Here is a 13185-nt window from a genome sequence, read left to right as displayed (position 1 = left end):
AAATAATCTCGAAAGGATGGGATTCGGGATTTCCTCTTTACAAAGTTCCCATTTCTCGTTTCTTACGAGCTTATGTTTGTAACCCTTGCTCCCATTGATTATCTGATCCTTTTGGTTTTTGTAGGATTTATGGTTGTAATCGGGGTTCTTTTAAAGAAATCCATGAACCAATCGAGCGACTTTCTTCTTGCGGGTCGAATGATTCCTAGCTGGATTACGGGAATCGCGTTTATTTCTGCGAATATTTCTGCCCTTGAACTTTTAGGAATGAGTGCCAGTGGAGCGGAATACGGGTTTTTGACTTTTCATTTCTACTACTTAGGAGCCATTCCGGGAATGATTTTCCTTGGGATCTTTATGATGACTTTCTATTATTCCTCAAAGATCAGGAGTGTTCCCGAATATTTACGTTATCGTTTTAATCGGCCGGCTCATTTGCTGAATTCACTGATCACTTTACTCTCCCTTGCTCTCGGTTCAGGAATTTATCTTTATTCTTTGTCTTTAGTATTCGAAACGATGTTTGGCTGGAATCCACATCTCTCTATTTTGTTTAGTGCGGGCATTGTTTTGATTTATACATACTTTGGGGGACTCAGTTCTTCTATTTATACAGAAGTAATGCAATTTTTTTTAACGGTCCTAGGTTTGTGTCCTATTGTGATTATCGGTTTGACAAGGTTAGGTGGTTGGGATGGGCTTATGCAAAAAATTCCTAATTCACACAAACATATGTGGTTGGGACTTGTGAATGGACAGAATGAACTCGGTTGGGATTTGTTAAGCGTTACGGTTGGACTTGGATTTGTATTGTCGTTTTCTTATTGGACTTGTGGATTTACAGAAGTGCAAAGAGCGATGGCTGCAAAAGATTTTAGGGCAGCAAGAAGGACACCACTTATAGGAGCTGTGTTCAAATTGTTTTTACCGTTTTTAACCGTAATCCCTGGGTTAATTGCACTAACAGAATTTTCAAATGAAATGAATGGAGAGTATAATAAAAGTTTTTTAATTTTGTTAAAGAACTTTTATCCTTCGGGAATGTTGGGTCTTGGGACTACAGCACTCCTTGCTGCTTTTATGGCAGGTATGTCCAGTTCCATAACCGCAATGAATACTATATTTACTTATGATATTTATCAAACATACATTAACAAAGATAAAAAAGACGAAGATTATTTAAAAATTGGAAAACGATCTACTATGTTTGCGATCTTTTTTGCGATTTTTGCATCTTATATTGCCATGCAGTTTGAGAATATTATGAATTATATTCAGTTACTATTTTCCTTTTTTAGTGCTCCGCTTATTTCCATATTTTTATTAGGAATGTTTTGGCGCAGAGCTTCGGGTTGGAGTGCATTTTATGGAATGTTACTCGGTACAGGAACTGGGTTAGTTCATTTTCTTTTATATTCATTGGAAGTTCTTTATTACAAATCGGATATGGTTTCTAATTTTTATGGTGCCATTTATTCAGGTTTGGTCTGTTTTTTAGTTATGCTTATCGTAAGTTATATTGAGAAAGAGGATACGACTAAAGATTTAACCGGATTGATTTATTCCAAAAGAGATAAATCGAATGATTTTTGGGATCCAAGGATTTTAGCCTGGGGTGTTGGACTCATTGTTCTTCTAGCCGGTTTTAATATCTATTTTGCATAAAGATTTATAAGAACGTAATAAAATAGTAATTGAATGAGAGTATCAATTTACTATGTTTGTTGCAGTATATACCAAGCCTATGAAGCCAAATCATTACACAGAAATTCCAGCTACCTTCGAAGTTCAATTGGAACATCTCAAGGATTATGATTCCAAAAAACATATCAGTGCCAGGGGAATTATGTTTTTTCACCCTTATGAGATTGAGGTGCCGTCCATAATGAAAATTTCCTTAAAAATGATTTCTATGACTGGTTCTGTTGACTTTCTTGTGAAAACGTTAAAGTGTCAAAAAGTAGAGAATGAGCCTTTATATGAAATCCATTGTAATTTTTATGACACAAATGCCGAAAAAGAAGACGAAGTGTTGGGTTTTATCAGTAGTTTTTAAATTCGTAAATTAAGAACCATTGATTAAAGGGTTCCACCTTTTTCCAGTAGATACTGAAAACTCTCTTCAGAAAAGGATTTATCCTTCGGCCCGTACTGCATAAGCCATCTTGTTGGTGGCAAAAAGCCATCAGTTTTCAGGGCGTATCCCCCACCTAACGGTCTACCAATTTGGGAACGAAGTTCGAAGTGTAAATGTGCGGGATAATTTCCTCCAGCATCTCCAATGGTTCCAATCCATTCTGTTTTTTTTACCAACTGCCCAGGTTCAACGTCAATGGTATGCAGGTGAGCATAGACAGTTTCAAGAAACCAAAATTTACCGTTTCCGACATTGTGATAGTGAACGATCCGAACCACTTTTCCCCAACCACCACCGTAATCAGCGATTTCAGAAACCACTCCGTTTCCAAAAGAATACACAGGGGCCGCATAATCACTATCACCACCTGTGATGGCATTCCAATCTTCTCCTAAATGTTTTCTGCCGCCAAACTTTCCATTTTCGGCTCCAAACTTTTGGGCTAAATAATATCCTTCTGCATACTTTCCACCCACTGGAAATTCAAAGTCAGTGGCTTGAAAACTTGGGTATCGTTTGAGAATAGGAAATGGATCGGTGGAGCGAATTTCACCTGATGATTCCATCCATCCAAAGAGTGGGTTTCCTTGGTAAGTGTAACCTTTGGAGACACAACCTGTCCCAAGGAGCGCAAGACAGATTGTGAGAAAAAAGGGATAAAAATGGTTATCTGCTGGAAACCAGTTTCTTTTTAGAAGATCTCGAAGATTTAGAAGAATCATGACGTCCTTCCGAAATCAATTCTGCGCGTGCTTCGATTGGCAAATGGTTTCCTAGTTTCGCAGATCTTTTTTTACCAGTTACCATTTCTTCTTTCATCTCATAAAGGAAAGAATCGTAATCCACTTGGATGGTGTGGCGTGTGCTACTCACATATCTTTTTTGCATTTTTGTTTGGTCACGTTTGATGGCTTTTTCCATATCCTCTTTAGAAGGTAATAGATAATTCCCTGTTAGATATTGAGCGATCCATTTCCCTTGGCATTCCGCAAGCGGCATTATGGCACCTAACGGTTGCATAAGACCCACAAAAAACAAGTTATTGATTCCCGGTTTGATCATTTTGTAATAAAGGGGAATGTAGTTATTCGGTGCTGATAAAAAATCTTCATCAAAAAATGGAAACTTGATATTGTATCCGGTGCAATAAATAAGGACATCTGCCTCTTCTGCTGTTCCATCAGCAAAGGCTATTTTTTTGCCACGCAATTCTGTAATGACAGGTTTTGGTTTGATATCACCTCGACCAAGTCTTACAAGCAAATCTTGAGAGATAGTAGGGTGGGCAGATCCAAATTTATGATCTGGTTTTGGTAAACCAAAATCTTCCATTTTTCCTACACCAAAGCGAATGAGTAAGTGAGCGAGTGTTTGTTGGATAAAAAACGGAACCCAGTGCGGTGTATATTCTGTTAGTTTGTCTAATGGTTTTCCAAATAGATAGTTCGGGATAACATAAGCTCCACGCCTTGCAGACAAAAACACTTTTTTAGCAACACCGGGCCTTGAAAGTTCTACAGAAATATCCATCGCACTATTTCCCATTCCAAGAACTACGACATTCTTTCCTTCACAGTTAACTGGTGTTTTGGGGTCCACATAAGAGTGAGAATGAATGACTTGACCTGAAAATTTTCCAGGGAAGGCGGGATCCGGCCAACGTTCACTCCAATGGTGTCCATTGGCAACAACTAACGCATCATAGTATTTTACAGGTCCTTTTTCAGGAGTGATTTTCCAAAGTCCGTCTTCGGTTCGTTCCGCTTTTTTGATTCCATTTTTGAATTGGATGTGTTTGCGAAGTCCGAAATGATCGACATAGGATAAAAAGTAATTTTGAATGGGTTCGTGATTGGGATAATCTGGGTAATTTTTGGGCATTGGATAATCGCGGTATTCCATACGATCCCGATGGGTGTTGATATGAAGAGATTTGTAAATATTACTGAGACCATTGTCATTTTTGTAACGCCAGTTACCGCCAACATCACTTCCTTTTTCGTAACAATCAAAAGGAATTCCATTTTCTTTAAGTGATTTAATGACGGTGATTCCGGAGGAACCTGCCCCGATCACACAAACTTTAGGAAGTGCCATAGTTATACTCTCGCAACTAAAGATAGACTCAGGGAGAGATTCTTACTATGCAGAACTCCTTTATCAAGACGATTTTACATTTTTAAGTAAAAAAAGAGTTATTTTGATATATATATATTCAATGTTTAGCGATCAGATTTTGAAGTTTTTTCTTGGGTCTCCAAAAAAGAACGAATCTCTGCTTCTGCATTGGAGATTTGGATCTTCGTAATTTTCCCTGATTTCAATTGAATCAGAGTTAAAGATCCTTTGGTTCTTGGAAATGGGTCTGCAATTTTTTCTTCTTTCACCAAACGAAGAGTATATGGATAAGATTTCATTTTTGGCAAAGCAACAAACTTAGTGATGAGTGTTGGCATTCTATGAATGTCTGATATTAACACTGCTTGTTTGGATTCCAAATATCCTTTTCCTTCTTTCTCTAAAATCGGATGGATGATTTTACTCGCATCCATATCAGCAATAAAAATTACCTTTGTGGTTTCCGCTGGAATGGGACTTGGTTCTTCCCATTGGTTTGTAAAATTGATTTCTGGAAGTGGGTTACCAACAACAAGAGGAGGAGTGGCCTGTTCTTCTGCCGAAAGAGAAAGTGCGAAAAGAAAAATTGGATAAACTAAAAGTAAGCGAATGGAAGTCTGGAAGATTGAATTGGGTTTTATGTTCATTACAAATTTGGATTTTGAGATATGGAATTGGTTCATTAAACTATCTAGTTGTAATAGACAACTTTCTCCTAAAGACGATATAAATATTCTAAAACTTGTTCTTTTGTCATCTTACTGGCGTTAGAGAATTCTCCACCTTTTGTCGACGTGAGAATTTTTCCTGTAGGTTCAATGACAACCAAAGCGGGAATTCCGTTTTGAATAGGATCTCCCAGTTTTTCATTTAGACTTAGGTTTTTATCGAAGCGGCCCACATCCACTTTTAAGATTAAAAAATTTTGAGTAAGTAATGCTTTAGGTTCTGGTTCGCGAAAAATTCTATCCAACGCTCGGCAATCGGGACACCAATCAGCTCCAAAGACTACGATGAGTTTTCGGTTTGAGTCTTTGGCAATGGCCAAACTTTCCTCGTATTGAGAAAGTATTATGTCACTTTGTTTTGAACAATCAGAAAAGCTGAAGAAGGAAGATCCTAGGAAAAAGAGAGAAAAGAGGAATTGAAACTTGCGTTCCATAAAAGTAAGCGGAAGAAACCTTCCGCATGCCTTATTTCTTAGCGATTTCTTTTAGGATTTCTTGTCTTTTTTTATCTTTATCGATATGGGAAAGAGACAACCAATCGCGTTTCAATTGTTTTTCTGAAACACCTTTGAAGGTTGCATATTTACCGAGAATTTTTGCTGTTTTTGCGTTCATGCCAACCAGATTCTTTTGCCTCTCCTTTCTGTCAATGCGAACCTTGGTTGCTGTTTCATCCTTGACCCCTAAACTCTTTACGAAACATAGTAAAGTGCAAGAAATCCAAAGACCCTATGAAATCACAGCTACCTGACCGTTACGATCCCGAATCTGTAGAGCCCAAATGGATAAAAACTTGGGAAGAGAAACAAACCTTCGCCCCTGACTCTTCTCGCAAAGAAACTTTTTCGATCGTCATTCCTCCACCAAATGTGACTGGGAATTTACACATTGGACATGCACTCAATCATACCATCCAAGACATCATCATTCGTATCGAACGTAAAAAAGGTAAAAATGTAGTTTGGGTTCCAGGGATGGATCACGCTGGTATCGCAACACAAGTGGTTGTGGAACGTGAATTAGGAAAAGAAGGAAAAACTAGAACTGATTTTACTCGCGAAGAATTTATAAAAAAAGTTTGGGAATGGAAAGCACATTCTGGTGGAATGATCGCCAAACAACAACGGTTACTTGGTGAATCGGTAGATTGGTCACGCGAAAGATTTACCTTTGATGAAGGACTTTCCAAAGCGGTAATCAAAGTATTCCGTAGTTTGTATGATGAAGGTTTGATTTATCGTGGGGAACGAATCATCAACTGGTGTCCCGTTACCAAAACAGCCATCTCTGACATTGAAGTTGAGTATAAAGAAAAACAAGGCAAACTCTATCATATCAAATATCCGAAAGCAGAATTTAAATCGAAAGATCCAAAAACTCTGTCCAAAGGGGAATACATCGTTGTGGCGACCACAAGACCAGAAACGATGTTTGGTGACGTGGCAGTTTGTGCTCATCCAGATGATGCACGTTATGCGACATTAAAAGACAAGTTTGTCTATTTACCAATATCAGGAAAAGAAATTCCTGTTTTGTTTGATTCCTTTGTAGATAAAGAATTTGGTTCGGGTCTAGTGAAAATCACCCCTGCTCATGACATCAATGACTATGAAGCAGGACTTCGATTGAAGTTAACTCCAGTCAATATTATGAACTTGGATGGAACTTTAAATGAACAAACTGGCAAATACAATGGACTCGACCGATTTGAAGCTCGCAAACGAGTTGTGGAAGAACTTGAAACAAATGGTTATATTGAAAAAATAGAAACTCATATCCATAGTGTGGGCCACAACCAAAGGGGTGGAGCGGTCATTGAACCGTTGTTATCTACTCAGTGGTTTGTGAAAATTGAATCCCTCGCTAAACCTGCCATTGAAGTTGTGAAATCAGGTAAGGTTCAATTCCAACCAAAGATGTGGGAAAAAACATACTTTGAGTGGATGGAAAATATCCGTGATTGGTGTATTTCTCGCCAACTTTGGTGGGGTCATCGCATTCCGGCTTATTATGCACCAAACGGAGAAATGGTGGTTGCCGAATCAGTTGAAGAAGCAGTATCTCTATTTTCCAAAAAAGGAATTTCTGTTACCAAAGAGACTATCAAACAAGATGAAGACGTTTTAGATACTTGGTTTTCGTCAGGACTTTGGCCATTTACAGTTTTCGGTTGGCCTGAAAATTCGGAAGATCTTAAAAAATATTATCCTACCTCTGTATTAGTTACTGGATTTGATATCATTTTCTTCTGGGTTGCTCGGATGATTATGAACGGCCTCAAATTTATGGGTGATGTTCCTTTTCATAAGGTTCTCATTCATGGACTCGTTCGTGATAAGGATGGTAAGAAGTTTAGTAAGTCATTGGGGAATGTAGTAGATCCTTTAGATATGATGAGTAAATACGGAACAGATTCGTTTCGATTTTTCCTCGCTGCTGTTTTACCTGAAGGAAAAGATATTCTTTTCGACGAATCAAGGTTAGATGGTTACAGGTCTTTCTGTAACAAAATTTGGAATTCGAGCCGGTTTATTTTTATGAACCTACCGGAAGAGTTCACAGCCAAAGAACCAGAAATCAATTCATTAGAAGATACAGACCTTTGGATTTTGAATGAGTTTGATCGGATGTTAGGAAAATATGAAAAAGCTTATTCCGGTTATCTATTTTTCGAAATGGCAAATGCTGTTTATGATTTTGTTTGGGGATCGTTCTGTGATTGGTATTTGGAATTAACCAAAGCACGTGTTTATGGCAATGTAACACCGGAATCACAAGAAAAAGCTCGCCTTGTGCTTGTGAGTGTTTTGAAAAAATCACTCGGACTTCTTCATCCGTTTATGCCATTCATCACAGAAGAAATTCATTCTTTACTAGAACCTACGGAACTTGCGAAGACTGATTTTCCGAAACCTTACGGAGTTTCTGATTCGGCACCGGCTGTGGTTCGAATGGAACTTGTGCGAGAAATCATCACAAAGATTCGAAATATGAGAGCAGAACTCGGAGTCAAACCTGAGAAAAAATGTAAGGTCATCATCAAGTGCAATCATAAAGAATTAAAAGAGATGATGGAAAGAGAAATCAAATCTATCCTTCAACTTTCCAAAGCTGAAAGTTTAGAATTTTTAGATTCTTATGAAGCAAAAAATACGGATTCAGTAGGTGCATTTTCCATTGGAGAGATTTTTCTTCCTTTGGAAGGTATTTTTGATTTTGAAAAAGAAAAACAACGATTGGAAAAAGAGAAAAAACAAATCCAATTGGAAATGGAAAAGTTGGAAAATAAAATCAACAATCCATCTTTCTTAGAAAAAGCAAAACCAGATGTCGTAGAAAAAGAAAGAGAAAAGTATAATACTTGGAAAGAGAAACTAGAAAGTACGGTAAGGGCTCTAGAAAAAATTGGAACATAAATTTAAAGTTTTACTCATTGGAAGTGGCGGAAGAGAACATGCGTTAGCGGATGCTATCTCTAAATCGAAATCATTGGAATCACTTCGGGTATTTCCAGGGAACGGTGGTTTTTCGAAAGATATATTATTAGATCCAAAAGAGATATCCATCACTGATAAATCTAAGTTTTTTGATTATTTAAAATCTTCGGGAACAAACCTAGTTGTAGTTGGCCCAGAAGATCCCCTTGTGAATGGACTTTCGGATTGGTGTGCAGAGATTGGAATCCCTTGTTTTGGGCCTTCCGCTTATTGTGCACAAGTAGAAGGAAGTAAACATTTTGCAAAAGAAATGATGAAACGAGCCAAAGTTCCGACGGCTTCTTTTGCCGTGTTCACAGACCATGAATCTGCTTGGAGTTATGCACAAAAAGAAATTTTACCTTTAGTGGTCAAAGCGGATGGTCTCGCTGCGGGAAAAGGTGTCACTGTTGCCTTTGAAATGAAAGAAGTCAAACAGGCGTTAGATGAAATTTTCTTAGAATCAAAGTTTGGTGAAAGTGGAAATAAAGTAGTTTTAGAATCCTTTTTAGAAGGGGAAGAAGCGTCCCTTTTTGTGATTACCGATGGAGAAAGGTATATGTGCCTTCCTGCAGCCCAGGACCACAAACGTGCCTATGATGGAGACATTGGTCCAAATACCGGTGGAATGGGAGCTTATGCGCCGGCTCCGATTGTAACAGATTCGGTTCTTTCCAAGGTAAAGGAACTCGTCATTGAACCAATGTTAAGCGAGTTTAAGGCTGCTGGCCATCCTTACAAAGGACTTCTTTATGTTGGGTTGATGATAACCAAAGAAGGAAATCCGAATGTAGTGGAATTTAACTGTCGATTTGGAGATCCAGAGACGCAGTGTGTCTTGCGTTTGTTAGATGAAGATATTTTGCCGATTTTTTATGCATCTGCAGTGGGAAATCTTCCGGAAAGAAATCTAAAACTAAAAGAGGGATCTTCTGCGATTGTGGTGCTTGCGGCCAAAGGGTATCCGGATTCGCCCGCAAAAGGTATGCCTTTGGAGATTCCACCAAACGAAGGGAATGTGGTCGTTTATCATGCTGGAACTAAAAACCAAGATGGCAAAATTTTAGCAAATGGCGGTCGAATCCTCGGAATCACTTCTTGTGGAAGTTCCTTAAAAGATGCCATTAATGATTGTTATGCGTTTCTCGGAAAAATCAAAGCTCCGGATACTTTTTATAGAAAAGATATAGGAAGACGTGCTCTCTAATGCCATTTAGTATCTCTGGAAATTTTAAAAATTGTGAACGTACAAGCCTTCGCAATTTTGAAAAACATCTAGGGATCATTTTGTCCGAAAACCAAACCCAACTCCAACAACATTTGATGATTCGTCGTGCTCTTCAAAACTTAAGTGGATCTGTGAGTGTCCTTTCAGGACTCAGTCGTCAGGAGTTGTTATCTTTTATTTTTATCCTCACTCAATTTGGTGATATCATTCGTTCAGAAACACCACCGGAATACCTTCAATTGGAATCCATTCCTTATGTGATTGAATGGGCAAAAGGCCATTATATGATCCCGATGGAAATTTTAGAACATTTGGCTCATGAACGAATCTTTAAAGACCAAGGGTATTTGTTTGCACTCATTCCTGCTTTATCGATTAAAGAAAAAAAATCTTGGATCCGTTGGATCGGTGTGGATTTTGAAAAGGGTGGAGATCGGGATTTAAATTTTGAAATTTATTCCCAGTGCCGTGTTTTACAAAAACCATTTCTTGGTAAGTCACTTGTCCAAGAATCAGAAATTCGTTTGGAACAAATTTGGCCTAGAGGTAAAAACGAATACATAGACTGGTTTTATAAAGGTCTTTCTACTTTTTATTATTCCTTGGAAGAGATGAGCAGAAAAGAAAAAGATCCTTTTTTACTTCATGTCATCGAACTCATAAAATCAGGTAAATTCATTCTCAAACGTTTGCCTGATACTTACGGAAAAGAATCAAGTTATTCTCTAGTCGGAACTGTGGAAGGAAACACTCCACAACTGAGGGAAACGACTTTCCAGTGGGAAGTGGAACGACTTCGCAAAGATTCTTTATTTTAAAACTTCCACTTCGGATTTACGCATTATGGATAGATCACTAAAAGACTTAAAAAAACAAACATCAGAAATGATTGAAACCTTCCAATCCTATTGGACAGCTCAAAATTTCCAGGAAGACTACGACCGTTTATCCTCACTCATCGAAAAAGCAAACGACCCCAAATTATGGGATTCACCTGACCAAGCAAAAACAGTCACTCAAAAACGAAATGAGTTACAACTAAAGTTAGATCCTTGGTTGGATTTAAAAAAGGAACTGAGTGATTTTCCTGATTTGATCGAACTCACTTCGGAAGAAATGGGTGAGGCTGGATTAAAATCTTTAAACGATGATTTTGATCGTATGTTTGAGACATTTGAAAACTTGCAAATGTTAGATGCACTTGCTGGGAAAGATGATGGTAAAGCCGCTTTTATCAATATCCATCCTGGTGCCGGTGGAACAGAGTCCCAAGACTGGGCCGATATGTTATTGCGAATGTACACAAGGTTTTGTGAACAAAAAGGATATCGTGCAGAGCTTGTCGATTACCAACCGGGTGAAACTGCTGGAATCAAAAATGCCACACTGTACATCCAAGGGGATCATCCATTTGGATATTTAAAATGTGAATCGGGAGTGCATCGTCTCGTTCGGATCTCACCTTTTGATTCTAACAAAAGAAGACATACTTCCTTTGCTTCTGTGTATGTAACACCGGAAGTGGATGATGACATCCAAGTGAATATCGAAGAAAAGGACCTTCGTGTGGATGTTTATCGTTCCTCTGGTGCTGGGGGACAGCACGTCAATACAACAGACTCTGCTGTGCGAATCACACACATTCCTACAGGTGTTGTGGTTTCTTGCCAGATGGAAAGATCGCAAATCAAAAACCGTGACACCGCAATGAAAATGTTACGTGCACGTTTGTATGAAATGGAAAAACAAAAAGCCGAAGAAGAAAATGCAAAAAAAGCGGGCGAAAAACGTGATATCTCTTGGGGATCACAAATTCGAAGTTATGTGTTCCATCCTTATAATTTGGTAAAAGACCACAGAACCGATTTTGAAACCGGAAACGTTCATGCAGTAATGGATGGTGACTTGGAAGATTTTATTATTGCTTACTTAAAATACCTGACAAACCAAAAGGCAAACGCAAAAGTTTAACCAAATGTCTGTAAAACAGGATATTTCCGGTACTTTAAGGAAAATCCAAAAAGAAATTCAACAACTTCCGAATATTACGGATCGTTTGAATTTCATTTTGGATATGACTCTAACTTTGTTTGGAGCCTCAACCGGTAGTATTTCCATTATGGACCAGGAAGAAAAAGTCCTCACCATTGTTGCGGCCAAAGGTATGGATTGGGAGAAAAAAATCGCCGCCAAACTTCCGTTTAACTTGGGAGTCACTGGTCGAGCGGCATCCACTAGAGAAATCATCTATGTTCCCGATGTGACTTTAGATAAAGATTATGTAAAACTCATTGAAACCGTTCGTTCGGAACTTGCCATCCCTCTGTTGACTAGAGATTCAACCGTCGGAGTTTTAAACTTAGAATCCGATAAGGTAAATTTTTTCTCGCCCGATATTATTAACCAAGCCACGTTATTTGCCTCTCAGTTAACTATTGTGATTCTTGAAGAACGAATTGCGAAAGAAGCCTTTGAAAAATCCAAAAGAGAAGAAGATCCCGTTGAAGAAATTCTTGGTTATGATCCGAGTATTTTGTTTTTAAAACATAGGATTCGTCAGGTGGGCCCCTCTGATACGTCTGTGATGATCATTGGAGAAGAAGGTGCTGGTAAAAAACTTGTCGCTAAGGCTTTGCATTATATTTCTCAAAGAAAAAATGGTCCATTTCTCACTGTAGATTGTTCGGGTTTAAGTTATGAATTATTAGATGCAGAGTTATTTGGTTCCCAAAGTGGAAAAATTTTCAATCCGGGTAAATTAGAACAGGCTAACGGTGGTTCGCTTTACATTGAATCCATTGGGGATTTACCAACTAATTTGCAAACAAGACTATTTCATACCTTAAGAGATAAAACTATGCCTAATCCTTCTCTTAAAAAGAAGGATGAAGTTCTAAATATCAGAATTTTTACTGGTAGCAAAAGAGATTTGTTGGAAGATATCCAGAAAGAAACTTTTTCTATGGATTTGTATTACCGCCTAGCAGAAGTTCCGCTTAGAGTGCCGCCACTAAGAGAACGAAGAGGGGATGTCCCACTTTTAGCTCACCATTTTTTATACCAATACAACAAACAATATGGAAGGAGTAAAACATTCTCTACTGAGGCATTAAAAGCACTCACAGGTATGCCTTGGAGTGGCAATGTAAGGCAATTACAAAGTGTGATTCAGTATGCAGTACTTGTTCCACCGGAAGCAGTTTTGGAACCACATTCCTTTTTGCAAGATGGGAAACGAGAAACAGAGGTTCCGGCGAAGGTTCAGAGTTTTGCTTTGGGAACAGAAATTTTATCTCCTTCGGAAAATTTATCTTTGAACATTGCCATCGAACGATTGGAGGCAATTTGGATCAAGGAGGCCTTTCAACGCGTCTCCACTCAGGAAGAGGCAGCCAAACTTTTGGGAATTAGCCGTGGTTCTTTGCAATATAAGATTAAAAATAACCAATTTCTGGACGGATTCAACACCTAAAGTCCAGAAAAGAATGGATAGATTGG

Annotated in this window: 12 protein-coding genes; 7 read left to right on the top strand and 5 right to left on the bottom strand. The window is 38.4% G+C overall.

Annotated elements, in window-relative coordinates; genetic code table 11:
- Positions 1-72 precede the first annotated feature (72 nt).
- Positions 73-1665, top strand: coding sequence for a sodium:solute symporter family protein (locus tag ND811_RS00940; RefSeq protein ID WP_265350785.1), 1593 nt, complete (start codon positions 73-75; stop codon positions 1663-1665).
- A gap of 79 nt (positions 1666-1744) precedes the next feature.
- Positions 1745-2056, top strand: a complete 312-nt coding sequence (locus tag ND811_RS00935; protein ID WP_265350786.1) for a hypothetical protein — start codon at positions 1745-1747, stop codon at positions 2054-2056.
- Between the two features lie 23 nt (positions 2057-2079).
- Here the strand turns inward: ND811_RS00935 and ND811_RS00930 are convergent, their stop codons facing one another.
- The 5 genes from ND811_RS00930 to ND811_RS00910 form a co-directional block, all read right to left on the bottom strand.
- Positions 2080-2859: a M23 family metallopeptidase gene (locus ND811_RS00930; RefSeq protein WP_265350787.1), complete on the bottom strand. Its 780-nt coding sequence runs from the start codon at positions 2857-2859 to the stop codon at positions 2080-2082.
- Positions 2804-4234, bottom strand: coding sequence for a flavin-containing monooxygenase (locus ND811_RS00925; RefSeq protein WP_265350788.1), 1431 nt, complete (start codon positions 4232-4234; stop codon positions 2804-2806). Before ND811_RS00925 ends, ND811_RS00930 begins: the two co-directional genes overlap by 56 nt.
- Positions 4235-4359: 125 nt before the next feature.
- Positions 4360-4938 carry a hypothetical protein gene (locus ND811_RS00920; protein WP_265350789.1) on the bottom strand — a complete coding sequence of 193 codons (579 nt, stop codon included), beginning with the start codon at positions 4936-4938 and terminating at the stop codon, positions 4360-4362.
- Positions 4939-4970: 32 nt separating this feature from the next.
- Positions 4971-5417 (bottom strand): thioredoxin family protein, encoded by a 447-nt coding sequence (locus ND811_RS00915; protein ID WP_265350790.1) that lies wholly within the window; start codon positions 5415-5417, stop codon positions 4971-4973.
- Between the two features lie 31 nt (positions 5418-5448).
- Entirely contained in the window at positions 5449-5598 is a 150-nt protein-coding gene (locus tag ND811_RS00910; RefSeq protein WP_002972862.1) for a hypothetical protein, read from the bottom strand.
- A 116-nt stretch (positions 5599-5714) separates the two neighbouring features.
- Between ND811_RS00910 and ND811_RS00905 the strand changes: the two genes are divergently transcribed.
- From ND811_RS00905 to ND811_RS00885, 5 genes are read left to right on the top strand one after another with little or no spacing between them, the layout of a single operon-like run.
- On the top strand, positions 5715-8399 hold the full coding sequence (locus ND811_RS00905) for a valine--tRNA ligase (protein WP_265350791.1): 2685 nt from the start codon (positions 5715-5717) through the stop codon (positions 8397-8399).
- Entirely contained in the window at positions 8389-9666 is a 1278-nt protein-coding gene (gene purD / locus ND811_RS00900) for a phosphoribosylamine--glycine ligase (RefSeq protein ID WP_265350792.1), read from the top strand. Before ND811_RS00905 ends, purD begins: the two co-directional genes overlap by 11 nt.
- Positions 9666-10505, top strand: coding sequence for a hypothetical protein (locus ND811_RS00895; protein ID WP_265350793.1), 840 nt, complete (start codon positions 9666-9668; stop codon positions 10503-10505). The genes purD and ND811_RS00895 overlap by 1 nt, the downstream gene beginning before the upstream one ends.
- Before the next feature lie 25 nt (positions 10506-10530).
- The gene (prfB, locus tag ND811_RS00890) at positions 10531-11658 is read left to right on the top strand and encodes a peptide chain release factor 2 (RefSeq protein WP_265350794.1); all 1128 of its coding nucleotides are present in this window, start codon (positions 10531-10533) and stop codon (positions 11656-11658) included.
- 4 nt (positions 11659-11662) lie between these two features.
- On the top strand, positions 11663-13159 hold the full coding sequence (locus tag ND811_RS00885) for a sigma 54-interacting transcriptional regulator (protein ID WP_265350795.1): 1497 nt from the start codon (positions 11663-11665) through the stop codon (positions 13157-13159).
- The last annotated feature ends 26 nt before the right edge of the window (positions 13160-13185 follow it).

This window comes from Leptospira soteropolitanensis, from assembly GCF_026151655.1.
In the GTDB taxonomy this organism is placed as follows: Bacteria; Spirochaetota; Leptospiria; order Leptospirales; family Leptospiraceae; genus Leptospira_A; species Leptospira_A soteropolitanensis.
Note: the sequence above shows the minus strand (reverse complement) of the source record. Positions and strands in the feature narration are given on the sequence as shown.

Excerpts from the sequence above, each read along its gene's own strand:
- ND811_RS00885 (WP_265350795.1), top strand. The coding sequence starts at position 11,663 with ATGTCTGTAAAACAGGATATTTCCGGTACTTTAAGGAAAATCCAAAAA.
- ND811_RS00925 (WP_265350788.1), bottom strand. The coding sequence starts at position 4,234 with ATGGCACTTCCTAAAGTTTGTGTGATCGGGGCAGGTTCCTCCGGAATC.
- ND811_RS00930 (WP_265350787.1), bottom strand. The coding sequence starts at position 2,859 with ATGATTCTTCTAAATCTTCGAGATCTTCTAAAAAGAAACTGGTTTCCA.
- ND811_RS00905 (WP_265350791.1), top strand. The coding sequence starts at position 5,715 with ATGAAATCACAGCTACCTGACCGTTACGATCCCGAATCTGTAGAGCCC.
- ND811_RS00935 (WP_265350786.1), top strand. The coding sequence starts at position 1,745 with ATGAAGCCAAATCATTACACAGAAATTCCAGCTACCTTCGAAGTTCAA.
- ND811_RS00895 (WP_265350793.1), top strand. The coding sequence starts at position 9,666 with ATGCCATTTAGTATCTCTGGAAATTTTAAAAATTGTGAACGTACAAGC.
- ND811_RS00920 (WP_265350789.1), bottom strand. The coding sequence starts at position 4,938 with ATGAACCAATTCCATATCTCAAAATCCAAATTTGTAATGAACATAAAA.
- ND811_RS00910 (WP_002972862.1), bottom strand. The coding sequence starts at position 5,598 with ATGAACGCAAAAACAGCAAAAATTCTCGGTAAATATGCAACCTTCAAA.
- prfB (WP_265350794.1), top strand. The coding sequence starts at position 10,531 with ATGGATAGATCACTAAAAGACTTAAAAAAACAAACATCAGAAATGATT.
- ND811_RS00940 (WP_265350785.1), top strand. The coding sequence starts at position 73 with ATGTTTGTAACCCTTGCTCCCATTGATTATCTGATCCTTTTGGTTTTT.
- ND811_RS00915 (WP_265350790.1), bottom strand. The coding sequence starts at position 5,417 with ATGGAACGCAAGTTTCAATTCCTCTTTTCTCTCTTTTTCCTAGGATCT.